Raw genomic sequence first — 21,623 nt, 5'->3', positions numbered from 1 at the left:
CTCGATGATTGAACGGGCGCGCCGCGCGGCAGGTGTCAGCCGGATACCGGGCAGCCGAGCGGTACCCGTTAATTATAACAATTAGCTTACATTCTGATTAAGCAAAGAAACCGCGTGACACATCGTGCCGCGCAGCTTCTTTGTGAAGATGCCCCGTCTACATATGCTCGCCGCGAATGTAGCCTTCGAGCTGGTGAATGGTGAGCTGCTGCTCGGAGATGATGTTTTTCACCAGATCGCCGATCGAGATCATTCCCACGAGCTTTTCACCGTCGATCACGGGCAAATGCCGCATGCGTTTCTCTGTCATGAGCGCCATGCAGTCATCCGTGGTCTGGTCAGGGCGCACGAAACGCACTTGCGACGTCATGATTTCGTGCACGGGCGTCTGCCGCGAAACCCGGTCCATCAGCACGACTTTGCGCGCGTAATCACGTTCGGTCATGATCCCGACAATGGCTTCGCCGTGCGTGACGACCAGCGCGCCAATGTGCTTTTCCGCCATCATGACGATGGCGTCGTAGACCGAAGCCGTATCGGTAATCGTGAAGATGGTGTGATCGGGTTTCGAATTAAGAACTTGTGCGACTGTTGCCATCGAACGCCTCCGTTGAACCGCGCAACGCCTGCCGGCTGGCCGGCGTTTGACATGGGGCCATGCCTCGCCTTACGTCCATATTACCCAGCCCATTCAAAAAGTATAGGCCACCTGCCCGCCGCGCGGACGCTCGAAAACACTGGTTTTGGCCCGTCCGAGGGTCAATCCCGATACAGGCGTCCGGAAGTCATGTGGCGCTGAAATGCCAGAGTCATAAACACTCGAAATGGGCTTCAGTTTCCCTGCAGCGCGCCGCTAATCAGGAACCGGCTGGTCAAAGCCCGGCATAAATCGATCAGGAGAACATTTTGAGCAGCTCACAACACGATATCGAACAGCGGGTTCGGCTCGCGGGTAACAACATGTTCGAGTTGCTTTTGTTTCGCCTGGGCGAAGCGCCCGGCTCGGAGCAGCGCGAGCTTTATGGCATCAACGTGTTCAAGGTGCGTGAGATCCTCGCGATGCCTGAAATCACCGTGGTCGCCGGCGCGAATGCCGAAATCCTTGGCGTCGCGGATATTCGCGGCCAGATCATTCCGGTGATCGACCTCGCTCAGGTCACGGGTTGCCGGCCGAAAAACGGTCCGAAGATACTGCTCGTGACGGAATTTGCGCGCACCACGCAAGGTTTTGCCGTGGAAGAAGTCGACGATATCGTGCGGCTGGAATGGAATCAGGTTTTATCGGCGGAATCGCATTCGAGCGGACGGACGGTAACCAGTTTCGCGCGGCTCGACGGCAATGTGGACGGATCGAGGCTCGCGCAAGTGCTCGACGTGGAGCAGATCCTGCGCGACGTGCTGCCGTCGACCGCAGCCGAGATCAACGAGTCCAGCACGGGCCGTCTGATCCTGAAACCCGGTACGAAGGTGCTCGCCGCCGACGACTCCGGCGTCGCGCGCAGCCTGATCGAGCAAAGCCTGAACGCAATGGGTGTGTCGTTCATCATGACCAAAAGCGGCCAGGAAGCGTGGAATGTGCTTGAAGACCTGCAGCGCAAGGCCGAATCGGAAGGCCGCCTCGCTTCCGATGAAATCGCGCTCGTGCTGACCGATCTGGAAATGCCTGAAATGGACGGCTTCACGCTCACGCGCCGCATCAAGGCGAACGCCGGCATGCAAGCCATTCCGGTGGTCATTCACTCGTCCCTGTCCGGATCCGCGAACGAGGAGCACGTGCGAAAGGTAGGCGCAAACGCGTATGTATCGAAATTCGCGCCGGCCGAACTTGCGACCGTGATGCGCAACGCGCTGAAAACCGGAACCTGACACAAGTCGCTGGGAAGAGACAAAAACGACAAAGCCCGCTGGACGCGAATCCAGCGGGCTTTGTCGTACCACACGGTCATTCAGCCATGCTTTACGCGATCAGGACGGCATTTGCGTTTGCCGGTTGTGCGCGTAGAAGCGTTCTTACGCCCGAAAATTACTGACCGAAGAAAACAGCTTGCGACTTGTTGCTGCCGTCACGGCTCGTCGAACCCGATTGCGTCAGCGATTTTGCGCCGCCGTAGGCATTTACATCGGCGTTGCGGCTTTCAGCAGCCAGGGTTTGCGTATTTTGGCCTTGTTGCGAAGCCGGAGCGCCAACCGACGGACGATACGACGGTGCCGGGCCGTAGCCGCTGGCAAATGCCGGAACAGCGATGGAAGCAGTGGCGGCGATAAGCAACGACGCGAGAAGATTCTTTTTCATGATGAACTCCGATATAGGGTGGACGTACGACCATTCACAAGGCGTTGCAGCGGTCTTGCTTTGAGTCGTTGCTGCTTCGTCGATGAAAGCAGTGTATACCCCTACTATCGGTTTTTTATCCCCATAAACTTCAATACACAATTCAAGATAGAAGAATAATGAGACGGATGGAAAGCAGTCCGGAAACGCCAAAGGCAAGCCAGTAAAAGACTTGCGACGCGTGGAATTGGGGACAAAGATGTTCCGAAAAACTACGTCCGGCGTGAGAAATCAGTGGACTTGAACGATCTGACTAATCAACTTCACCAGCACGCCGGGCGCATTGCCCTTCTGGCAGTAACCGTCGAATCCTGCATGTACGCCCTTCGAGCGGACGTAATCTTCGCCGAGCGCAGTGAACGCAATAATTCCCGCATTACGCGTCGGTGAAATGCGGCGAAGAACCCGGGCGGTCGCGAAGCCGTCGTGCTCTGGCATGCTGATGTCGAGCACCACTACATGAGGAACCCAGTTATCGATCGCCTGAAGTGCATCGACGCCGCTCAACGCGTAGCGCGCGTCGCAGCCGTCGGCATTGAGCGCTGCTGCGAGGCCTTCGGCGCTCGCGGCGTTATCGTCTACGACGAGGATTCGCCATCGTTCGTGGTCCGCGTCGACGTTCCGATTCGTCCACAACGCGCAGTTCGGGGAGAAGGAAACTGAAAGCATTGACCGCTCTTTGTTTTGCAAGTGCAGCAAACACAGCATTTTTCGCGCCAGCCCGTACCGTTGTCACGAGCGATTCACACCGGTGTGTTGATCGAAGCTGGAAATGTCTGATCTGACAGTGCGTTGGCCGCTTAAAAGCGGCGCTCACAGTGGGCCGGGATTCGTGGACGCAACAGGTTTTAGGACTTGGCTTTGATTTTTTTGCCGGACGATTCGTCTGTTGATCGCAATTTTGCATTTGCGAGAACCAACAGGTTTGCATCGGATTGACGCAACGCCTCATCTAGCTTGTCCAACGCTTCGCGCAACGTGCGTTTCTGCGTTTTGTTCAAAGGTTGCGGTCCGTGTTCCGCCACCAGCTTCGCTTCCTTTTCCAGCCGCTTCAGCAATTTCGTACCGAGACGGCTGTCGATGGCCTGCTCGCCCAGCAATTCGACGATGCTTGCCGCCAGCCGCGTCAATCCGTCGGCCGTGGTCTGCGTGGGTTCGTCCTGCTCGACGCGATCTTCCATGTGTATTTCCCCGTGATGCGCAATGAAGCGAGAAGGGTCGGGCTGCGCGCGACGGCCTTCTTGCACCGCGCGAGTCTAACCATGTGGCGTGACAGCCGTAAGTCCGTTACGTGTCACGCGGCAATCGCCCAACAGTAACGCAAATCCGCTGCAAACGATGCTCGCAATGCCGCATTTGGCGCAGACAATCGTCGGCTGAACCGTTTTTAATCTCAGCCACCCATGACCACCGCCCTGCCCTATGCCTCCGATTTTTCCGGCCTCGTGTGCGGGTTCCGCTTTGCCGGGGATGCCGCCGGCATTCCCATCGATTCGGACGGCGCCCTCGACTGGCTCGCGCAATGCAACGTCGGCCAGGATGCCGGCGACTTTGTCTGGCTGCATTTCGACTTGGCGAACGGCGCCAGCGAACGCTGGATGCGCACGCAACTCGAATTGCCCGATGCCTTCTTCGAAACACTTCGCGACGGTTCGCACTCCACGCGCATCGAGCATCAGGAAGGCGCGCTTCTCGCCGTGATCAACGACGTGATGTTCAACTTCGATGTAACGCCGTCCGAAATCGCCACGCTTTGGGTCTATACCCGCGAAAAATTGCTGGTCACGGCGCGCCTGAAACCGCTGCGTTCCATCGATACCCTCCGCGAAGCCGTGCGCGGCGGCGAAGTCTTCCGCTCGACGGTCGAGCTGCTGATCCACCTGTTGCGGGATCAGGCTGAACTGCTGGTTCAGATCGTACGGCGCACGAGCATCGACATCGACAAGGTGGAGGACCGTTTCCTCTCGATGCGCGCGCCCGCCACGCGCTCCGAACTGGGTGCGTCGCGCCGGGTGCTGGTGCGTTTGCAGCGGCTTCTGGCGCCCGAGCCGGGATCGATCTTCCGGCTGTTGGCGCGTCCACCGCGCTGGTTGCAGACGCTCGACTTGCAGGATCTGCGCGATGCCACCGAAGAGTTTTCTCTCGTCCTTGGCGATCTGGCCGGGCTTGTTGAACGCATCAAGCTCCTGCAGGAAGAGATCGCCGCACGACTGGACGAGCAAAGCAACCGGACGCTATTTACGCTGACGCTGGTCACGGTGCTGGCGCTGCCTATCAACATTGTGGCCGGGATCATGGGCATGAACGTGGGCGGCATTCCGCTCGCGGAGAACAAGCACGGCTTCTGGCTGATGGTTGCGATCGTCGCGACGTTCACGGTGCTGGCGGGATGGTGGGCGTTTTATCGAAGGCGTGGAAGATAGCGATCTGTCGCCCAATTTTGAACTTGCATTCGCCTATGCCGCGCGCGGATACTGTACACATATACAGTACTGGCGAACAGCATGGAGTTGTCTGAGAAGCTGGAAATCCTCGCCGATGCCGCCAAGTACGACGCCTCCTGCGCAAGCAGCGGCGCGCCGAAGCGGACATCGCGTGGTCTTGAAGGGCTCGGCGCCAGCACGGGCGCAGGAATTTGTCATAGCTTCACGCCCGACGGGCGCTGCGTATCCCTGCTCAAGATTTTATTGACCAACTTTTGTCAGTACGACTGTCAATACTGCGTGAACCGGCGATCGAGCAACGTGGCGCGCGCACGCTTTACGCCGCAGGAAGTGGTCGATTTGACGCTGGATTTTTATCGGCGAAATTACATCGACGGGTTGTTTCTGAGTTCGGGGATCATTCGATCGTCGAACTACACCATGGAGCAGCTGGTTCGCGTCGCGCAGTCCTTGCGCGAGGATCATCAGTTTCGCGGATACATACATCTGAAAACCATCCCCGATGCCGATCCCGGGTTGATCGCGCAGGCTGGATTGTTCGCGGACCGGCTGAGCGTGAACATTGAATTGCCGACCGACGGCAGCCTGCAACGGCTCGCGCCTGAAAAAAGCGGACGCACCATCAAGATTGCGATGAGTTCCATCCGCGTCGCGCAGGAAGAATCGGAGGCCGAACCGAAGGCGCCGCGTTTCGCGCCGGCAGGACAAAGCACGCAAATGATCGTGGGCGCCGATACCACCGACGACCAGACCATCCTCGCCACCGCCGAGACGCTCTACGGATCCTACAAGCTGAAGCGCGTCTACTATTCAGCCTTCAGCCCGATCCCGGATAGTCCGTCGGCCGTGCCTTTGCAGGCGCCGCCGCTGTTGCGTGAGCATCGGCTGTATCAGGCGGATTTTTTGATGCGCGGATACGGTTTCAGTGCGTCCGAATTGCTCGATGGCCCCGGCAATCTTTCGCTCGATATCGACCCGAAGCTGGCGTGGGCGCTTGGGCATCGCGAACGCTTTCCCGTCGATCTGAACAAAGCGGCGCTGCGGCTGATCGCCCGCGTGCCAGGCATCGGCATGAGAAACGCGAAGCGCATTGTCGATCTGCGCCGGTCGAGAAAAATTCGCTACGACGACCTTGTACGCCTTCGGTGCAGCATGGACAAGGTCCGGCCGTTCATCACAACGGAAGACTACAAGCCGCCAATCCGCGACGTGTCCTCCGAGCATCTGCGCCGTGCGCTCACGGCCGCGCCGGTTCAGCTTTCGCTTTTGTGAGGCGGTGCTTTCATGCTGATGCGGACGATTGTTATCGATGGAGAATATGCGTCGTGGCGCGCGGCCGCGCTGTCGGCGCTTGCGCAAAGGTTGCCGCCTGAAACCATCGAATGGCGGGAGACCAGCGACCAGAAAGCTTCATCTCTTTTCGATGAAGACAACACACTCGGCCCCGCCGCCGGCGCGTCGCCCTTGTCCATTTCGAAAACTTTCGCGACCTTGCTGAAGGACGCTGCACTGTTCCGCGATCCGGAACGCTGGGCCTTTCTCTACAAACTCATCTGGCGCTGGGCGCAAGGCGACCGCGCGGTGGAATCCGCCGCCGACGAAGATGGCGTCCGTCTGCACAAAATGGCCAAGGCAGTTCGGCGCGCGAAGCACGACATGATCGCGTACGTGCGTTTCCGCAAACGTGACCCCGCGCTCGGCGCGCCGGAATACGTCGCATGGTACGAGCCCGATCACAATGTCCTGCCCTGGAGCGCCGATCACTTTGCACAGCGCATGGGCCGTTCGTCGTGGATGATTACAACGCCGCACGGTGCGGCCATGTGGAGCGGGACGGAACTGCGCATTGAGCGGCGCCCAGCGCTCGCGGCCGATCATCTTCCGGAAAACGAAGACGATGCCGAGAATCTCTGGCTGACGTATTACAAAAGCACATTCAACCCGGCGCGCCTCAACGAGACCGCGCTGCAGCAGCACATGCCCGTGCGATTCTGGAAGGGCCTGCCCGAGGGGTCGCTGATCCCGCAAATGATCAGCGAAGCGCGCAGCGGCGCGAGAAAAGTGGCGCAAGCGAGCGCAGTCGGTGCATTGAGCCTGACGAGTGGCAAGGCAATCGTCATGGAAGCCGAAAAGGCGCAACCCGCCCGCGATGCCACCACCTCGCTCGACGCATGCCGCCGCTGCGAGCTATGGCGCGACGCAACCCAGGCCGTGCAAGGCGAGGGTCCGGCAGATGCCGCGATCATGCTTGTCGGCGAGCAACCGGGCGATCAGGAGGACTTGAAGGGGCGGCCGTTCGTCGGGCCGGCCGGGCAACTTCTCGATTCGGCCATGCAACGCGCGGGGCTGGATCGTTCAGGTGTGTACATGACCAACGCGGTCAAGCATTTCAAGTGGGAACCCCGCGGCAAACGGAGGCTGCACAAAACGCCGGCTCAGCGTGAAGTCGATGCGTGTTCTGTCTGGCTTGAGCAGGAACTCGCAACGGTCAGGCCGCGGGTGATCGTCGCGCTGGGCGCCACGGCGCTGCACAGCCTGATCGGGAAACAGGCCACGCTCGGAAGTCATCTTGATAAGACATTGCCTTTCAACGGCGGCTGGCTGGTCACGACTTATCACCCGTCATACGCACTTCGCCAACAGGACGACGCCGCGCGTGATCACGCCATCGACGTAATCGTCTCGGCGCTTGAACGCGCGCTAAAGCTGGCTTCAGGCGACGGGCCGGCCTGACCCTGCTTCAAAATCCCAGTTCGCTCAGGCCGGGATGATCGTCCGGGCGACGACCCAGCGGCCAGTGATATTTACGTTCCGATTCCTTGATCGGCAGGTCGTTGATGCTCGCATGCCGATGCGTCATCAGCCCTGCTTCGTTGAATTCCCAGTTCTCGTTGCCAAAGCTGCGGAACCAGTTCTTCGAATCATCGTGCCATTCGTAAGCGAAACGCACCGCAATACGCGAACCTGTGAACGCCCACAATTCCTTGATCAACCGATAGTCGAGCTCACGCGCCCATTTGCGCGCAAGAAACGCCTCGGCTTCAGCGCGTCCAGACACGAATTCCGCGCGGTTTCGCCAGCGGGTGTCCTCGCTATACGCCAACGCAACGCGCTTCGGATCACGCGAATTCCAGCCGTCCTCGGCAAGGCGGACTTTCTGCCGGGCGGTTTCGGCATCGAACGGGGGAAACGGCGGTTTGCTTTCCATGACAAGTCCTTTGCGAGTTTATCGAGCGTTTTTGTATGTGTAGACAGATCTGTCTACCGGCGTACTCTAGCGCAGGGAGACAGACCTGTCTACAATGATCGAATCATGAACCTACTCGCTTCCGCCACGGACCTTGCGGCCGATCTTTCTCCCGCCGAACGGATCCTCGTCACCGCGCACGATCTCTTTTATCGCGATGGAATTCGCGCAACGGGAATCGATCGCGTGATTGCCGAATCGGGCGTCGCGAAGAAGACGTTTTATCGATACTATCCGGCAAAAAACGATCTGATCGTGGCGTTTCTGGAGTACCGGCATCGCAACTGGATGGACTGGTTCGAGAATGCCGTCAAACGTCACGGCGGCAATGCAGACGCGCTCGTGCCGGCGCTCGCGGAATGGTTTGGGAGTGAAATCTATCGCGGTTGCGCATTCATCAATGCCGTGGTGGAAGTGGGCGGCACGTTGCCCGAAGCCGTCGATATCTCGCGCCGTCACAAGCTGGATATGGCGGTGGTTATCAGGACGCTGTTGCCTGCCGGGTCGAGAACCGCAAAGGCCGATGCGCGCGCGTTGGCAATGGCCGTGGACGGGGCGATCATTGGTGCGCAGTTTGAGGATTCGCCCGAAGTCGCGTTGAAGTCGCTGGCTCGCGTGGTGAAGGCAATTACGGATACTCCTAAAGCGTAAGCGCAAATTGATCACCAAAAGAAAGAGGCTGTTCCAGCTCACTGGAACAGCCTCTTTGCAGCGCATCGTCGCTCGCGCGACGCCTGGTCTTAGTGTCCGCCGCTGAGCACGATCTGAGCGATTACACCCGTTGCAACTGCTGCGAGAACGTAGTCGCCACCTACGCCAACCCAGTGGTATCCGCGCGGTGGCTGTTGCAATCCGTAGCCACGATAGTCATCCACCACATATTGGCGATCGCGATAATCGTTGGGCAGCCTGTCACCACGACGCCATTCGCGCGGGCTGTCGCCGTGCATGCCTGGACCGCCACGACCCGGGCCGTTATCGGCGCGCGGAGGCGGACGGTTGTTGTCGTGATGCTGGCCTCCGGGGTTGCCCTGCGGACCACGGTTCTGCGCTTGATTCTGATTCTGATAACCGTTGCCGTGACCTTGCATGCCTTGTTGCGGCTGGCCGCCAGGACGTTGCTGCGGGCCGCCATGATCGTCGTGACCACCGGGGTTGCCCTGCGCAAATGCCGCCGATGCCAGACCCAGACTTGAAAACAGAACTGCTGCAGCGATATGACTTCTCTTCACGAGTACCTCGTTCAGTGTTGTAAATAGATAGCCAGTATGCTGCCCGCAAGAGCTATTCCACAGCTTTCTCCCAAAGTTTGACACCTTACGAATGCCCCACGAATCGATCGGAGTAATAGTCGTCGAGCCCGATGCAAAGCACGAAATCTTCGCCCTATCGCAATAATTAAAAGTTTCAATCGTCTTCAATCACCTGTGGCGCGGCAGCGCAACATCGGGCAAAGCCTTATTGCGTAAAGCTCCGTTGCGATTATTCGCGCTAACAAGACAGTGTATTCACCTGAACGGTATTTATCAGAACACGCCGATTGCGTAAGTTCGAGCGTGAACCATGCCAGGAACGAACCATGACAGCGTTAGCCAGAAGCGCGGACCCGTGGCAACAGACGGTCCGCTCGTTGACAGCGACCCACGCAAGCGCGGCAGAAACTGCCCCGCGGCAAAGGGCCGTCCATCCGTTTTTAGAGCGGCTCACCCGAGCGTGGGAACGTGATCATCCGTATGTCGCGCCACCGCCTGCGCAATCGCGCAGGCCGTTTCCCGAAGCCGTCGTGCGTGTGATCGAGCGGCCGAGCAGTGCTACGGCCATTGTTTATTGGTCGGACGCGGCAACTTGCCATTACGGTTACCAGGGTTGGCGCGTGACCACCGCGACAACCGATGGCGCGTGCGCGCTGACCGGCGAAGTCATTCACCGGGGCGATGCGGTGTATCGGCCCTCGCAACGGGATCCGAAACCGCAAAATGCTTCGGCGATGATCCTTGCGGCTTCCATGCCGCAAAACGAGACCTGCGATGCCGATTTGCAGGATCAGCACGCCTGAGCAACCTGGAAAGCCACCAATACTGCGGTATCTAATGCTGCCGCACGATGCGAAGGTGCTTTCCGCGATATGAAACCCGGCGTCTCATCGTTTCCTTGATGAGACGCCGCTTTAACTTCTCGCGGGTTAGCAATTACTCGCTTGGGCGTCAGCTCGTGCGTAATCCCGGCATTGCGCGGATTGGCGAGCGGGCCTTCCCGACGTTGCCATTCATTTGTCCGATTTCTCCATTTCCTGCGGCAATTTCCACGCCAAATTCTGCGCTATCCGCTGATATTCACCTCTTCGTTTCATAAGCCAGAAGTACGATTGCGGCCATGTGACAGCTATTAAACTGTAGAGCCGCACCATGATTGCCGAATGCGCAACGCGGATCAGGCGAGCGGCGTGACAGGCTGACAGGCGCGCATCGGCGGGACATGGCGTCGTAAATTTGTCATCGGAATTAAGTAGGATCGCAGTCTCCCGCCGCTCCATCACTGCAAGGAGTTCATCGTGAAGAGTTTTCAAGCGCAGCGCGCCGTAGCTCGTGACACCATCCGGTCAGCCGACACAGCGTATGAATCGCAAGTGCTTCGGGAGCCGAAAGAGGCACGTGCCCAAACGGATCAGGACGTCTACGCCGATTCACTCGACATCCCGCTCAACCACGGCGGCATGATGGATGCCGTTCGCGACGCGGTACGAGCGAATCTATAAGGTAATAGCAACGAAAAGGCGGCGCCTCTGTTAGGAGAGCGCCGCTTTTTTTCGCCTTCAAGGCGTTCAAGGCTTCAGTGCAGGTCCTAAGCGGCGAATCACATCCGTGTGCTGCGGATGCGCTTTGACCAACGCCGCAATATCCGCGATTTCAAATTCGCTGAATTCAAAACCCGGTGCGACCGTACAGCCGACCAGCGCAAAGGTGGACGGATCGGACAATTCCGCCGCGAACCAATGCCCTGCAGGGACAACCGCCTGGAACACGGCATCGGCGTGCGTCAGTGCGTTGCCGAGCCGATGCGTGTGCAGGTGGCCTGCGGTATCGATCACGTGAATGTTGATCGGTTCGCCCGCATAGAAATGCCAGACCTCGTCCGATCGAATCCGGTGCCAGGCCGAATGCGCGCCGTCGCAAAGCATGTAATAGATCGCGGTCGACGCCGAGCGTTGCTCTTCCGGCGATACCTCACGCGAAACCTTGTCGGCACCACGAAACGTCTCGCGGAAAAAGCCGCCTTCAGGATGTGGCTGAAGCCCGAATTTTTCGATCAACACATCGCGCATATCCCGCATCCTTTACGATTTCAACTTGTAGCCGGTCTTGAAAATCCACGCGACCACGCCGATAAACACCGCAAGAAACACGAGCGTCATGATCAGGCTGATTTCGACGCTGACATCGGCGATACCGTAGAAGCTCCAGCGAAAGCCGCTGATCAGGTACACCACCGGATTGAACAGCGCGACAGCTTTCCAGAACGGCGGCAGGATATCGATGGAATAAAAACTTCCGCCCAGGAACGTGAGCGGCGTGATGATCAGGAGCGGAATCACCTGCAACTTCTCGAACCCATCCGCCCAGATGCCGATGATAAAACCCAGCAAGCTGAACGTAACGGCCGTCAGCAGCAGGAACACGATCATCATGAACGGGTGATCCACGTGCAGCGGCACGAACAAGCGCGCGGTCGCAAGAATGATCAGGCCGAGGATGATCGACTTGGTCGCGGCCGCGCCGACGTAACTCAGCACGATCTCCAGATACGACACCGGCGCGGACAATAGCTCGTAGATCGTCCCGGTGAACTTCGGAAAATAGATGCCGAACGACGCGTTGGAAACGCTTTGCGTCAATAGCGACAGCATCACGAGACCCGGCACGATAAACGCGCCATAACTCACGCCGTTCACCTCGGGAATGCGCGACCCGATGGCCGCGCCGAACACCACGAAATACAGCGACGTGGAAATCACGGGCGAGATGATGCTGCCCATGATCGTGCGCCACGTGCGCGCCATTTCGAACTTGTAGATAGCCCGGACTGCATGAATATTCATTTCTTCTCTCCGACCAGGCTCACGAAAATGTCTTCCAGCGAGCTCTGCGTCGTTTGCAGGTCCTTGAACTGGATGCCGTTATCGGCGAGATCCTTCAGTAATGTGATGATGCGGCCAGGTTCGTCCTGTGCGTCGTAGGTATAGGTCAGCTCGCAACCGTCCGCCGACAGATCCAGCCGATACCCGCTTAATCCGGCAGGAATCTGCGTGATTGCATCTTCCAGTTGCAGCGCGAGTTTTTTCTGGCCAAGCTTGCGCATCAGTTCGGCTTTTTCCTCGATCAGGATGATCTCGCCTCGATTGATCACGCCGATACGATCCGCCATTTCCTCGGCTTCATCGATGTAATGCGTCGTCAGGATGATCGTCACGCCGTTCGCCTTCAGGCCGCGAACCAGATTCCACATGTCGCGCCGCAACTCGACGTCGACGCCGGCAGTGGGTTCATCGAGGAACAGGATTTCCGGTTCGTGCGACAAGGCCTTCGCTATCAGCACACGCCGTTTCATGCCGCCGGAAAGCGTGACGAGCTTGTTGTCCTTCTTGTCCCACAGGGACAACGAGCGCAGCACCTTTTCGATATGCGCCGGATTCGGCGGCTTGCCGAACAGGCCGCGGCTGAATGAAACGGTCGCCCAGACGGATTCGAAGGCGTCGGTGGTCAGTTCCTGCGGCACGAGGCCGATCATCGCGCGGGCGGCGCGGTAGTCGGAGATAATGCCGTGACCGTTGACGCGCACGGTGCCTTCCGTGGGATTCACGATCCCGCACACAATGCTGATCAGCGTGGTTTTGCCTGCGCCGTTTGGTCCGAGGAGCGCGAAAATCTCGCCGCGGCGGATGTCGAGCGAGACATTTTTCAGCGCCGTGAAGCCGGACGCATAGCTCTTCGACAGATTCGAAATTTCGATGATGTTTTGCATGGCCGCCAAGATAGCAGAAAGCGGCATATCGTTCGCAAGCGGGCGGGATTACTGATTGGTTCGATCCACGCCAATTCGGCGGGAACGTCGCTTGCAGCATTTCCCGGCAACGATCTGGAGGCGGCCATGACCGACCCACTCAACCGATTCGATCTGCAACGTTTTGTCGATGCCCAGAATCCGCTGTTCGAAACGGTGACCTCGGAGCTCGAAACCGGCAAGAAACGCACGCACTGGATGTGGTTCGTGTTTCCGCAGATCCAGGGACTTGGACACAGTGAAATGGCGCGCCGCTACGCCATATCTTCAGTGGACGAGGCCCGTGCGTATCTCGATCATCCTGTGCTCGGAGAGCGACTGCGCGTGTTGACGCAGATCGTCAATGCGCTCGAAGGGCGTTCGGTGGAGCAGATTTTCGGTTACCCGGACGACCTGAAATTCCATTCATCGATGACCCTGTTCGCCCACGCCGCCACCGACAAGACGCCGTTCGAACTCGCACTGAACACGTATTTTGGCGGTGAGCCGGACGCGGGAACGGTTGCGCGGCTGAAGTAGATTCTTAAAGGTTGTAAGCCAAAACGTTACAATTCTGCTTGGCAATTCGCCTCGGCGTTTTAATCCGTAACCGGCGGATCTCAAAAGGATTCACGGGCCGGCACGCCTCTGGCCGCATCTATCGATGGCATGGTCAGCACTTTCCGGTTTTCCCGCCTCTTCTAAATCTGCCAGGATCGTATCAGCATGCTTTCGCGCGTCACCCGCCTCTTTCCCCTTTGGGCCGTGCTCATCTCGGTCGCCGCCTACTTCTCGCCAGCCTCGTTCACCGGCATTGCGCCACACGTCACTACGCTGCTCACCATCATCATGTTCGCGATGGGCGTCACGCTTTCCTTCGCCGACTTCCGGCGCGTGTTCACGCGGCCGGCGCCGGTGATCGCGGGTATTGGGCTGCATTATCTCGTGATGCCGCTCGCCGCATGGGTGATCGCCCGGGCGTTGCGCATGCCACCCGACCTGACGGCCGGCATGGTGCTGGTCGGCAGCGTCGCAAGCGGCACGGCGTCGAACGTAATGATCTACTTGGCCCGAGGCGACGTTGCGCTGTCCGTCACCATCAGCGCGTTATCGACGCTCGTCGGCGTGTTGGCGACGCCCCTGCTCACGCGGCTTTACGTGGATGCATCGATTGCCGTCGATGTCCACGGCATGCTGATGAGCATCGTCCAGATCGTGGCGTTGCCGATTGTCGCCGGCTTGTTCATCAACCAGTTTTTCAACAAGCTCGTGCGCGCGGTCGAACCGGCACTGCCGATCATTTCGATGATCGCGATCCTGCTCATCATTTCCGCCGTAGTCGCGGGGACGCAGAAGAGCATCGCGTCGGTCGGCCTGCTGGTGATGTTCGGCGTGGTGCTGCATAACGGCATTGGCCTGCTTGGCGGATATTGGGGCGGCCGTTTGCTTGGCTTCGACGAAGCCGTCTGCCGGACATTGGCAATTGAAGTTGGCATGCAGAACTCGGGGCTTGCGGCGACGCTCGGCAAGCTTTATTTCACGCCGATAGCAGCGCTGCCGGGTGCACTGTTTTCGGTGTGGCACAACTTGTCGGGTTCGTTGCTCGCGGGGTATTGGGCTGGGCGCCCGGCGAAGGGATCGACGCAGGAGTTGGAAGCGGCGAAGGGGTCGAGGTTGGAGGTTTGAATCCGGAACCACCGATACAACGAATTGTTGTATCGGTCCGTTGGGTCTTGCTCAACTTTCCCGCAACGCCTTCACCACCTCCTCCGTCGACCTTACGCGCCCCATTCGCGGGAAAATGTTAGCAATCACGAACGCATGAGCTTCGGCGCTCAGCGACGTCATTGCGTCTTCCGCGAACACGATTTCATAACCGCGATCGAACGCGCCGCGCGCGGTGGATTCCACACCGAAATTCGTCGCGATGCCGCTCATGATGACGGTCCGGATGCCCTTGCGGCGCAGGTGCTGCTCCAGATCCGTGCCGTAAAAAGCACCCCACTGACGCTTCGTCACGACCACGTCCCCATCCTGCACACCAAGCTCCGTCGATAACTCGGACGCGTTGGCCGGCGGGGGCGGAGAACCCTTGGGCGGCGCGGTGGATGCATCGGCGGGAAGGTGCAAGATCCCAGCGAGATCGACGCGAACCCAAACTACCAAACCCCCTTTCGCTCGCACTGCGTTGGCGAGTTGTACGCTGTTTGCGAGGACATCGGCGGCGGAGTGCGGACCAAGTGGCCGCGCCAGAATGCCATGCTGCAAGTCGATGGCCACCAACGCGGTGTGTTCAGAATTCAGATCGAGACTAGACATGACGGCTCCAATTGGAAACGTGCGCAAAACAACGCGCTTTGAAATATGAGGATAGTCTCACATTTTACGCGTTTTTCGGATCGGCCGCAGAACGCGTGGTTTCACCTTATATTAGCGATTGGCGAAGGTTCGAGTACAAAGGGGAACGAACATGGAACGCGACGACTTCATCGAAATGCTTGCGCGCGAAGGTTTTCAGACGACCGTGCTGGTCGAGCGCGAAGCCGGTGCTTCCATGGACGATCATGTCCACCCGTTCGAAGCGAAGGCGTTGATCCTGGAGGGCGAGCTGACGCTCGAGGTCGTTGGCAAGGAAACGCGCTATCAAGCCGGCGACGTGTTTCACCTCAAGACGAATGAAGCACATAGCGAACGCTACGGACCCGAAGGCGTTTGTTATCTCGTCGGGCGAAAATAAGCTTTCTCCGAAACGACCGATGGCCGGCTGTGTGGCCGGCCATCGGTCATGACAAATCAACTTCTCCGCGTCACGTCAATCCTTCACCACCGACGCAAACGGCATGTCCACCGGCGAGGATGCGTGCTTCTGCTTGTGGGCTTGCCGCATCGGCTTGAGCACGAACAGCGCAAGGAGCGCGGACGCCGCAGCCATTCCCGATGCCAGCATGAACACCGCGTGCCAGCTACCCGTGGCGGCCGTGATCACGCTGCTGAACGGCACCAGCAACGCAGCCGTTCCCTTCGCTGTATAAAGCAGGCCGGCGTTGGTTGCAGCGAACTTCGGACCAAAGGTGTCGCCGCATGTCGCCGGAAAGAGACTATAGATCTCGCCCCAGGCGAAGAACACGATCCCGGTCAGCACCACGAACGCAACCGGACTTTGCCCGTACTTCGAGAGCAACAGAATACCGACTGCTTCGATCGCGAACGCCATGAACATGGTGTTCTCTCGCCCGATCCTGTCCGATATCCATCCGAAGAACGGCCGCGTCAAACCATTGAGCACCCGGTCGATGGTCAGCGCGAACGTGAGCGCCGGCAACGTCAACCCCAGGATGGAAACCGGCGAATCATGCAGGCCGAAGTCCTTGGCGATCGGACCCAGTTGCGCGGTCGCCATCAAACCGCCGGCTGCCATCATCACGAACATCAGGTACATGACCCAGAAGATCGGCGAGCTCATCACTTGCTTGGGCGTAGCGTTATAGACCGCGGCCTTCAATGCGCTCTTCGCGTTTGCGAGCAAGCTGGCCGGCGGTGCGAACAGCGCCATGCCAAGGAAGAAAACGATCAGGCCCTGGCCGAGGCCGAACCAAAGGAAAGTCGCTTCGTAGCCGCTGTTCTTGATCATGTGCGCAATAGGCACGACCGTCGCCGCCGAACCCGCACCGAAACCCGCAGCGGTGATGCCCGCCGCCAACCCTCGCCGATCCGGGAACCACTTGAGCGCATTGCCCACGCACGTGCCATACACCGCGCCCGCGCCGACGCCACCGACCGCCGCCGCGAAGTACAGCATTGGCAGGGAGGCCGAGATCGAATTGAGCACCCACGCAGCCGCGCACAGCAAGCCGCCGACTACGACCACGGGACGTGGGCCGTATTTATCGACGAGATAACCTTCGATTGGGACAAGCCACGTTTCAGTCACAACGAAAATCGTGAACGCCACCTGGATGGCCGCGCGGCCCCAGTGATGCTTTTCATCGATCGGATTGACAAACAGCGTCCAGCCGTATTGCATGTTCGCGATCATGGCCATGCAGATCACGCCGAACACCAGCTGCACCCACGGCGATGCCAGGCGCGACTCTCCTACCGGGCGATTCGTTTCCATCACTGTCTCCTTGGCATTTGCTGCCTTGTATTCGGGACGCCGAATTGACGTCTGCCTCATCGCCATCCCAAATTAGGGGTGGCAATGGGATACACAATATGTGATATATCAAGTAAGTCAAGTGAAAGAAAGTTCAGGGTTTTCACCACATCGGGTTACTACCGAAAGAAATATGAAAGAGAACTGCAGATTATTGCGACCTTTGTGCGAAGGGCAAAAAAAAGCCCGCAGGCATGCCTGGCGGGCTGAGGCGTGGTACGCGACATGGCAGTCCGCAACACGTAAGATCGTTATAGACGAAAGCGAAACGTAATGTAAGTTATTTCTGTTATTATTTTGTAAGGACAGGTCGCGGACAAATACGGAGCTGGCAAACGAAAGTTCAGACATTGAACAGGGTGCTTCGCGCAGCATTCATGATTGATGAGATGGCGGGATGACTAATGCGCTTTTCAATCGAAATCGCGAAGAACTCCTCAACGATTGTCTCGATATGACCAATCGCCCGCAGCCCGTGTTCGCGTTTGAGTTGCGCCGCCAGAACCGTTGGCGCGAACAGAACGCCACGGCCTTCGCGGCCAAAAGCGAGGGTGAGCGCGCTGTCATCGAATTCCCCGACAATGCGCGGCGCTATTCCGTGGGACTTGAGCCAATGATCCAGCTTCCTGCGCACGGCCGAGTCGTTACCGGGCAGAAGCATTGGCATGTCGCCGAGCGATGCAGGGTAAGACTTCGCGCCGCGCGCCGCGAGCGCCTTGGGCGCAAAGCAGCTCAATGTGGAACGGCCAAGCGAATGGTTGAACGCCTTTACGTTCACGTCCGGAGGGATCGGCGCATCGGCAATGATCAGATCGAGTTTATGAACGGCGAGTTGCGACAGCAGCGCGTGAAGCTTGCCCTCGTGGCAGATCAGCTTCAAAGAGTCAGAGAGATTCAACGCCGGTTCGAGCAACCGGTACGCGACCGTCTTCGGCACCGAGTCCGCCACACCCACGCGCAGTTGCGTGCGTGCCGCTTCCCTCTCCTGCCTGACCGCGCTCTCAAGCTCGGCGCCGAGGGAAAAGATCTCATCGGCGTAATCGAGTGCAAGGCGGCCGGCATCGGTAAGTTCGAGATTGCGACCGCTCTTCTTGAAGAGTTTTTTGTCGAGCGTCTCTTCGAGCAATTTGATCTGGCCGCTGAGCGTTTGCGGCGTGATATGCAACTGCGCGCCCGCGCGTGCGATGCCACCTGCGCGTGCGGCCACCCAAAAATAATACAAGTGCTTGAAGTTCATCCTAGCCCCGGAAGCGATGGTTGATGCATCGTTTTTTTCGAACTATTGAAGTCGAAAATACGAATTTTACATTAAGCTTACTTGCTATACATTAAGGCTTCGTTACCGTTCAAGACGAAGGAGCCAAGAGAATGAAATGTCCCATGTGCAAGACCCCGGAACTGTTGATGACGGACCGGCAAGGCATTGAAATCGACTATTGCCCGACATGTCGTGGCGTGTGGCTCGACCGTGGCGAACTCGACAAACTGATTGACCGGGCCACTGAGGAAAGCGCGCAAAGCGCTGTCTCGCAGCCAGCCGCGATACTGAGCAATGCGGGCGTCGAGCGTCGGCGGGACGAGCGCACGCGCTATGACGACCACGACCGTCGCGACGACGAGTATCGCGAACGTCGTCATCCATACAAGAGAAAGAAGTCGATGCTCGGCGAGCTTTTCGACTTCGGTTGAGCGTTAAAGCTTCGAATTTTTCGATCAATCAACATTGGCCGTTCAGTGAACGGCCGAACATCAACGAGGTCTCGAATGACAACCGTTGCGCAGTTATTGAGTTCCAAGCCGGACCAATCGTTCCATACCATCGAGGCCACGGCCAGCGTGTTCGAAGCCATCAAACTGATGGCGCATAAACAGATTGGCGCCTTGGTCGTGACGTCGGGCGACCGGATCACGGGCATCTTCACCGAGCGCGACTACGCACGCAAGATCGTCTTGCTCGACCGGTCGTCGCGGGATACGCCGGTCGGCGACGTGATGTCCCGCGCAGTGCGTTACGTGCGCCTGAACCAGACAACCGAGCACTGCATGACGCTCATGACCGATAACCGCATACGCCATCTTCCGGTGATCGATGGTGGATTGCTGATCGGGATGGTGTCCATTGGCGATCTGGTCAAGAACCTGATCGCCGAACAGCAGTTCACGATTCATCAACTGGAGCACTACATTCGCGGCAATAGCCATGCGAATGTGCCAGAAGTCGAAATACGATAGCCACGTCGAACCTTTTAGCGAGGTCAAGCAACATGAGGCGCGCGAACGAGCTGGAAGTCCATCTGGAAAGGAACACGCATTCGGACCGCTTCCGGAAACTATTTTCAACGAAACTGGACATGACGATCAAGCGGGCACGGATCACGACCCGGCTGGTTGCATCGTATATGGGCGTGAAGGAGCATGAGGTCAACTTCTGGCGGGCTGGGATCACGCTGCCGGGCAGTGGACAATGCCGGCGTCTTTCCAGGCTCTTAAGGGTGGATGTGGCGTGGTTGTGCGGCACGCCTGGAGCCATTGCATGAAGAAAGGGGCGATACACCGTATCGCCCCTTTCTGTTTTGACACTCAATCAAGGCTTAGCGGACCTTGCCCTCCTTCCATGCGGAAAGCAGTTGGTCGTACTTCACGGTCTCGCCCTTCGGCCGCTCGTTTGCCAGCTTCTTCCATGGCGCGTGCTGATCGGACAGCCATTTCGCCGGATCGCTTTCAGGATTCAGCTGCGGCGCGCAGACCTTCATGCCGGCACGCTGGAGTCGCCCGAGCACCTGATCCATCTCTTTCGCGAGGTTGTCCATTGCAGCCTGCGGCGTCTTTTCTCCGGCCACGGCCGTCGCGACGTTCTTCCACCACAGTTGCGCCATCTTCGGATAATCCGGCACGTTGTTGCCTGTCGGCGTCCACGCGACGCGCGCCGGGCTGCGATAGAACTCGATCAAACCACCGTACTTGTCCGCGTTTTTCGTGAAGTAGTCGCTGTGGATGTCCGAATCGCGAATGAACGTGAGCCCCGTGATCGACTTCTTGAGCGACACCGTTTTCGATGTCACGAATTGCGCGTACAACCAGGCGGCGGCACGCTGGTTCGGCGGCGTCGACTTGAAGAACGTCCACGATCCCACGTCCTGATAACCGTTCTGCATGCCGTCCTTCCAGTACGGGCCGTGCGGCGACGGCGCCATGCGCCACTTGGGCGTGCCGTCCGCATTCGTCACGTTGCCTGGCTTGAGCATGGATGCCGTGAATGCGCTGTACCAGAAGACCTGCTGCGCGATCTTGCCTTGCGCGGGCACCGGTCCCGCTTCGTTGAACGTCATGCCCGATGCTTCCGGCGGCGCATATTTCTTCAGCCATTCAATGTACTTCGTGGTCGCATAAACGGCGGCCGGACTATTCGTGCCGCCGCCGCGGGATACCGACGCGCCCACCGCATGGCAACCGTCGGGCGTCACGCGAATGCCCCACTCATCGACAGGAAGGCCATTTGGAATGCCCTTGTCGGCTTCGCCTGCCATCGATAACCACGCGTCAGTGAAGCGCCAACCAAGCGACGGGTCCTTCTTGCCGTAATCCATGTGGCCGTAGACTTTCGCGCCGTCGATTGTCTTCACGTCGTTCGTGAAGAACTCTGCGATGTCCTCATACGCGGTCCAGTTCACCGGCACGCCAAGGTCATAACCGTACTTGGCCTTGAACTTGTCCTGCAGGTCCTTGCGCGCAAACCAGTCGGCACGGAACCAATAAAGATTCGCGAACTGCTGGTCGGGCAATTGATACAGCTTTTTGTCTGGCGCAGTCGTGAAACTCGTACCAATAAAGTCTTTCAAATCCAGCCCGGGATTCGTGTATGCCTTGCCTTCGCCTTCCATGTAGTCGGACAGCGGCACGATCACACCATAGCGATAATGCGTGCCGATCAAATCGGAGTCCGAGATCCAGCCGTCATAGATGCTCTGGCCGGATTGCATCGACGTCTGCAACTTTTCAACGACATCGCCTTCCTGAATGATGTCGTGTTTCACCGATATACCCGTGATCTCGGTGAACGCTTTCGCGAGCGTCTTGGATTCGTACATGTGCGTGTCGAGCGTCTCGGACACCACGTGCACTTCCTTCACGCCTTGCGACTTGAGCTTCGCGGCTGTGTCGATGAACCACTTCATCTCGTCCGCCTGCTGCTGCTTCGAAAGCGTGCTCGGCTGGAACTCACTGTCGATCCATTTTTGCGCTTCGGGCGCCCCCGCCAATGCCAACTGGCTGGCGAAGATGCCGCCAAGCGCGAGCGCGACGATCCGTCTCCTGTGATGCATGATGTTCTCCTCTGTCTCCGCCCCCTGGATCATCTACCGGTCCTCGCTCGGGGTAATCGCGGAACCGGTGCTTCCATATTCTTAT

General features: G+C 58.4%; 27 protein-coding genes. 13 read left to right on the top strand and 14 right to left on the bottom strand.

Going from position 1 to position 21,623, the window contains the following annotated elements; all coding sequences use genetic code 11:
* Positions 1 to 157: 157 nt before the first annotated feature.
* A complete protein-coding gene (locus HB633_RS02110) occupies positions 158 to 598 on the bottom strand; it encodes a CBS domain-containing protein (protein ID WP_213776398.1) in 441 nt (146 codons plus the stop codon).
* Positions 599 to 906: 308 nt separating this feature from the next.
* On the opposite strand from HB633_RS02110, the gene HB633_RS02105 reads away from it, so the two are divergent.
* Positions 907 to 1,866 (top strand): chemotaxis protein, encoded by a 960-nt coding sequence (locus HB633_RS02105; protein ID WP_213776397.1) that lies wholly within the window; start codon positions 907 to 909, stop codon positions 1,864 to 1,866.
* 157 nt (positions 1,867 to 2,023) lie between these two features.
* Here HB633_RS02105 and HB633_RS02100 read toward each other — a convergent pair whose 3' ends face one another.
* From HB633_RS02100 to HB633_RS02090, 3 genes are all read right to left on the bottom strand, one after another.
* Positions 2,024 to 2,293: a hypothetical protein gene (locus HB633_RS02100; protein WP_213776578.1), complete on the bottom strand. Its 270-nt coding sequence runs from the start codon at positions 2,291 to 2,293 to the stop codon at positions 2,024 to 2,026.
* A 270-nt stretch (positions 2,294 to 2,563) separates the two neighbouring features.
* Positions 2,564 to 3,001: a response regulator gene (locus HB633_RS02095; RefSeq protein WP_213776396.1), complete on the bottom strand. Its 438-nt coding sequence runs from the start codon at positions 2,999 to 3,001 to the stop codon at positions 2,564 to 2,566.
* A 179-nt stretch (positions 3,002 to 3,180) separates the two neighbouring features.
* Positions 3,181 to 3,513, bottom strand: a complete 333-nt coding sequence (locus tag HB633_RS02090; RefSeq protein WP_213776395.1) for a hypothetical protein — start codon at positions 3,511 to 3,513, stop codon at positions 3,181 to 3,183.
* 222 nt (positions 3,514 to 3,735) lie between these two features.
* Between HB633_RS02090 and HB633_RS02085 the strand changes: the two genes are divergently transcribed.
* From HB633_RS02085 to HB633_RS02075, 3 genes are all read left to right on the top strand, one after another.
* Positions 3,736 to 4,755: a transporter gene (locus HB633_RS02085; protein WP_213776394.1), complete on the top strand. Its 1,020-nt coding sequence runs from the start codon at positions 3,736 to 3,738 to the stop codon at positions 4,753 to 4,755.
* An 81-nt stretch (positions 4,756 to 4,836) separates the two neighbouring features.
* Positions 4,837 to 6,048, top strand: a complete 1,212-nt coding sequence (locus HB633_RS02080; protein ID WP_213776393.1) for a putative DNA modification/repair radical SAM protein — start codon at positions 4,837 to 4,839, stop codon at positions 6,046 to 6,048.
* Positions 6,049 to 6,066: 18 nt separating this feature from the next.
* The gene (locus tag HB633_RS02075; RefSeq protein WP_213776577.1) at positions 6,067 to 7,509 is read left to right on the top strand and encodes a UdgX family uracil-DNA binding protein; all 1,443 of its coding nucleotides are present in this window, start codon (positions 6,067 to 6,069) and stop codon (positions 7,507 to 7,509) included.
* A 7-nt stretch (positions 7,510 to 7,516) separates the two neighbouring features.
* Here HB633_RS02075 and HB633_RS02070 read toward each other — a convergent pair whose 3' ends face one another.
* The gene (locus HB633_RS02070; RefSeq protein WP_213776392.1) at positions 7,517 to 7,984 is read right to left on the bottom strand and encodes a nuclear transport factor 2 family protein; all 468 of its coding nucleotides are present in this window, start codon (positions 7,982 to 7,984) and stop codon (positions 7,517 to 7,519) included.
* A 105-nt stretch (positions 7,985 to 8,089) separates the two neighbouring features.
* Between HB633_RS02070 and HB633_RS02065 the strand changes: the two genes are divergently transcribed.
* Positions 8,090 to 8,674, top strand: coding sequence for a TetR/AcrR family transcriptional regulator (locus HB633_RS02065; RefSeq protein ID WP_213776391.1), 585 nt, complete (start codon positions 8,090 to 8,092; stop codon positions 8,672 to 8,674).
* A gap of 89 nt (positions 8,675 to 8,763) precedes the next feature.
* Here HB633_RS02065 and HB633_RS02060 read toward each other — a convergent pair whose 3' ends face one another.
* A complete protein-coding gene (locus HB633_RS02060; protein WP_346730246.1) occupies positions 8,764 to 9,255 on the bottom strand; it encodes an RcnB family protein in 492 nt (163 codons plus the stop codon).
* A 347-nt stretch (positions 9,256 to 9,602) separates the two neighbouring features.
* Here HB633_RS02060 and HB633_RS02055 point away from each other — a divergent pair, with 347 nt between their 5' ends.
* Positions 9,603 to 10,079, top strand: a complete 477-nt coding sequence (locus HB633_RS02055) for a DUF3331 domain-containing protein (protein WP_213776390.1) — start codon at positions 9,603 to 9,605, stop codon at positions 10,077 to 10,079.
* A gap of 210 nt (positions 10,080 to 10,289) precedes the next feature.
* Here HB633_RS02055 and HB633_RS02050 read toward each other — a convergent pair whose 3' ends face one another.
* Entirely contained in the window at positions 10,290 to 10,589 is a 300-nt protein-coding gene (locus HB633_RS02050; RefSeq protein WP_213776389.1) for a hypothetical protein, read from the bottom strand.
* Here HB633_RS02050 and HB633_RS02045 point away from each other — a divergent pair.
* Positions 10,575 to 10,778 (top strand): hypothetical protein, encoded by a 204-nt coding sequence (locus HB633_RS02045; RefSeq protein ID WP_062002613.1) that lies wholly within the window; start codon positions 10,575 to 10,577, stop codon positions 10,776 to 10,778. The two genes, HB633_RS02050 and HB633_RS02045, sit on opposite strands and share 15 nt — an antisense overlap.
* Before the next feature lie 66 nt (positions 10,779 to 10,844).
* Here the strand turns inward: HB633_RS02045 and HB633_RS02040 are convergent, their stop codons facing one another.
* The 3 genes from HB633_RS02040 to HB633_RS02030 are packed head-to-tail and all read right to left on the bottom strand — an operon-like array spanning position 10,845 to position 13,042.
* Positions 10,845 to 11,354, bottom strand: coding sequence for a cupin domain-containing protein (locus HB633_RS02040; RefSeq protein WP_213776388.1), 510 nt, complete (start codon positions 11,352 to 11,354; stop codon positions 10,845 to 10,847).
* A gap of 3 nt (positions 11,355 to 11,357) precedes the next feature.
* On the bottom strand, positions 11,358 to 12,119 hold the full coding sequence (locus HB633_RS02035; RefSeq protein ID WP_213776387.1) for an ABC transporter permease: 762 nt from the start codon (positions 12,117 to 12,119) through the stop codon (positions 11,358 to 11,360).
* Positions 12,116 to 13,042: an ABC transporter ATP-binding protein gene (locus HB633_RS02030; protein WP_213776386.1), complete on the bottom strand. Its 927-nt coding sequence runs from the start codon at positions 13,040 to 13,042 to the stop codon at positions 12,116 to 12,118. Before HB633_RS02030 ends, HB633_RS02035 begins: the two co-directional genes overlap by 4 nt.
* Before the next feature lie 126 nt (positions 13,043 to 13,168).
* Between HB633_RS02030 and HB633_RS02025 the strand changes: the two genes are divergently transcribed.
* Together HB633_RS02025 and HB633_RS02020 are read left to right on the top strand one after the other, a co-directional pair.
* Entirely contained in the window at positions 13,169 to 13,600 is a 432-nt protein-coding gene (locus HB633_RS02025; RefSeq protein WP_213776385.1) for a DUF1810 domain-containing protein, read from the top strand.
* 186 nt (positions 13,601 to 13,786) lie between these two features.
* The gene (locus HB633_RS02020; protein ID WP_213776384.1) at positions 13,787 to 14,746 is read left to right on the top strand and encodes a bile acid:sodium symporter family protein; all 960 of its coding nucleotides are present in this window, start codon (positions 13,787 to 13,789) and stop codon (positions 14,744 to 14,746) included.
* A 51-nt stretch (positions 14,747 to 14,797) separates the two neighbouring features.
* On the opposite strand, the gene HB633_RS02015 is transcribed toward HB633_RS02020, so the two are convergent.
* The gene (locus tag HB633_RS02015; protein ID WP_213776383.1) at positions 14,798 to 15,379 is read right to left on the bottom strand and encodes a hydrolase; all 582 of its coding nucleotides are present in this window, start codon (positions 15,377 to 15,379) and stop codon (positions 14,798 to 14,800) included.
* Between the two features lie 151 nt (positions 15,380 to 15,530).
* On the opposite strand from HB633_RS02015, the gene HB633_RS02010 reads away from it, so the two are divergent.
* On the top strand, positions 15,531 to 15,797 hold the full coding sequence (locus HB633_RS02010; protein ID WP_213776382.1) for a cupin domain-containing protein: 267 nt from the start codon (positions 15,531 to 15,533) through the stop codon (positions 15,795 to 15,797).
* A 75-nt stretch (positions 15,798 to 15,872) separates the two neighbouring features.
* On the opposite strand, the gene oxlT is transcribed toward HB633_RS02010, so the two are convergent.
* Both oxlT and nhaR read right to left on the bottom strand, forming a co-directional pair.
* Positions 15,873 to 17,177, bottom strand: coding sequence for an oxalate/formate MFS antiporter (oxlT, locus tag HB633_RS02005; RefSeq protein WP_213776381.1), 1,305 nt, complete (start codon positions 17,175 to 17,177; stop codon positions 15,873 to 15,875).
* 382 nt (positions 17,178 to 17,559) lie between these two features.
* Positions 17,560 to 18,453 carry a transcriptional activator NhaR gene (gene nhaR, locus HB633_RS02000; RefSeq protein ID WP_213776380.1) on the bottom strand — a complete coding sequence of 298 codons (894 nt, stop codon included), beginning with the start codon at positions 18,451 to 18,453 and terminating at the stop codon, positions 17,560 to 17,562.
* Between the two features lie 131 nt (positions 18,454 to 18,584).
* Here nhaR and HB633_RS01995 point away from each other — a divergent pair, with 131 nt between their 5' ends.
* The 3 genes from HB633_RS01995 (at position 18,585) to HB633_RS01985 (ending at position 19,753) form a co-directional block, all read left to right on the top strand.
* The gene (locus tag HB633_RS01995) at positions 18,585 to 18,905 is read left to right on the top strand and encodes a zf-TFIIB domain-containing protein (protein ID WP_213776379.1); all 321 of its coding nucleotides are present in this window, start codon (positions 18,585 to 18,587) and stop codon (positions 18,903 to 18,905) included.
* A 75-nt stretch (positions 18,906 to 18,980) separates the two neighbouring features.
* Positions 18,981 to 19,448 carry a CBS domain-containing protein gene (locus HB633_RS01990; protein WP_213776378.1) on the top strand — a complete coding sequence of 156 codons (468 nt, stop codon included), beginning with the start codon at positions 18,981 to 18,983 and terminating at the stop codon, positions 19,446 to 19,448.
* 119 nt (positions 19,449 to 19,567) lie between these two features.
* Entirely contained in the window at positions 19,568 to 19,753 is a 186-nt protein-coding gene (locus HB633_RS01985) for a hypothetical protein (RefSeq protein WP_213776377.1), read from the top strand.
* Between the two features lie 54 nt (positions 19,754 to 19,807).
* On the opposite strand, the gene HB633_RS01980 is transcribed toward HB633_RS01985, so the two are convergent.
* The gene (locus HB633_RS01980; RefSeq protein ID WP_213776376.1) at positions 19,808 to 21,538 is read right to left on the bottom strand and encodes an ABC transporter substrate-binding protein; all 1,731 of its coding nucleotides are present in this window, start codon (positions 21,536 to 21,538) and stop codon (positions 19,808 to 19,810) included.
* Positions 21,539 to 21,623 lie beyond the last annotated feature (85 nt).

The sequence above is a fragment of the Caballeronia sp. dw_276 genome (assembly GCF_018449635.1).
In the GTDB taxonomy this organism is placed as follows: Bacteria; Pseudomonadota; Gammaproteobacteria; order Burkholderiales; family Burkholderiaceae; genus Caballeronia.
The sequence above is the reverse complement of the archived record's forward strand: the minus strand, read 5'-3'. Positions and strand labels throughout refer to the sequence as shown.

Bases quoted from the DNA above. Each gene is read 5' to 3' on its own strand.
- HB633_RS02095 (WP_213776396.1), bottom strand. From the start codon at position 3,001: ATGCTTTCAGTTTCCTTCTCCCCGAACTGCGCGTTGTGGACGAATCGG.
- HB633_RS01995 (WP_213776379.1), top strand. From the start codon at position 18,585: ATGAAATGTCCCATGTGCAAGACCCCGGAACTGTTGATGACGGACCGG.
- HB633_RS02110 (WP_213776398.1), bottom strand. From the start codon at position 598: ATGGCAACAGTCGCACAAGTTCTTAATTCGAAACCCGATCACACCATC.
- HB633_RS02075 (WP_213776577.1), top strand. From the start codon at position 6,067: ATGCGGACGATTGTTATCGATGGAGAATATGCGTCGTGGCGCGCGGCC.
- HB633_RS02030 (WP_213776386.1), bottom strand. From the start codon at position 13,042: ATGCAAAACATCATCGAAATTTCGAATCTGTCGAAGAGCTATGCGTCC.
- HB633_RS02085 (WP_213776394.1), top strand. From the start codon at position 3,736: ATGACCACCGCCCTGCCCTATGCCTCCGATTTTTCCGGCCTCGTGTGC.
- HB633_RS02070 (WP_213776392.1), bottom strand. From the start codon at position 7,984: ATGGAAAGCAAACCGCCGTTTCCCCCGTTCGATGCCGAAACCGCCCGG.
- HB633_RS02015 (WP_213776383.1), bottom strand. From the start codon at position 15,379: ATGTCTAGTCTCGATCTGAATTCTGAACACACCGCGTTGGTGGCCATC.
- nhaR (WP_213776380.1), bottom strand. From the start codon at position 18,453: ATGAACTTCAAGCACTTGTATTATTTTTGGGTGGCCGCACGCGCAGGT.
- HB633_RS02020 (WP_213776384.1), top strand. From the start codon at position 13,787: ATGCTTTCGCGCGTCACCCGCCTCTTTCCCCTTTGGGCCGTGCTCATC.
- HB633_RS01990 (WP_213776378.1), top strand. From the start codon at position 18,981: ATGACAACCGTTGCGCAGTTATTGAGTTCCAAGCCGGACCAATCGTTC.
- HB633_RS02010 (WP_213776382.1), top strand. From the start codon at position 15,531: ATGGAACGCGACGACTTCATCGAAATGCTTGCGCGCGAAGGTTTTCAG.
- HB633_RS02100 (WP_213776578.1), bottom strand. From the start codon at position 2,293: ATGAAAAAGAATCTTCTCGCGTCGTTGCTTATCGCCGCCACTGCTTCC.
- HB633_RS02065 (WP_213776391.1), top strand. From the start codon at position 8,090: ATGAACCTACTCGCTTCCGCCACGGACCTTGCGGCCGATCTTTCTCCC.
- HB633_RS02055 (WP_213776390.1), top strand. From the start codon at position 9,603: ATGACAGCGTTAGCCAGAAGCGCGGACCCGTGGCAACAGACGGTCCGC.
- HB633_RS02040 (WP_213776388.1), bottom strand. From the start codon at position 11,354: ATGCGGGATATGCGCGATGTGTTGATCGAAAAATTCGGGCTTCAGCCA.
- oxlT (WP_213776381.1), bottom strand. From the start codon at position 17,177: ATGGAAACGAATCGCCCGGTAGGAGAGTCGCGCCTGGCATCGCCGTGG.
- HB633_RS02025 (WP_213776385.1), top strand. From the start codon at position 13,169: ATGACCGACCCACTCAACCGATTCGATCTGCAACGTTTTGTCGATGCC.
- HB633_RS01985 (WP_213776377.1), top strand. From the start codon at position 19,568: ATGACGATCAAGCGGGCACGGATCACGACCCGGCTGGTTGCATCGTAT.
- HB633_RS02080 (WP_213776393.1), top strand. From the start codon at position 4,837: ATGGAGTTGTCTGAGAAGCTGGAAATCCTCGCCGATGCCGCCAAGTAC.
- HB633_RS01980 (WP_213776376.1), bottom strand. From the start codon at position 21,538: ATGCATCACAGGAGACGGATCGTCGCGCTCGCGCTTGGCGGCATCTTC.
- HB633_RS02035 (WP_213776387.1), bottom strand. From the start codon at position 12,119: ATGAATATTCATGCAGTCCGGGCTATCTACAAGTTCGAAATGGCGCGC.
- HB633_RS02090 (WP_213776395.1), bottom strand. From the start codon at position 3,513: ATGGAAGATCGCGTCGAGCAGGACGAACCCACGCAGACCACGGCCGAC.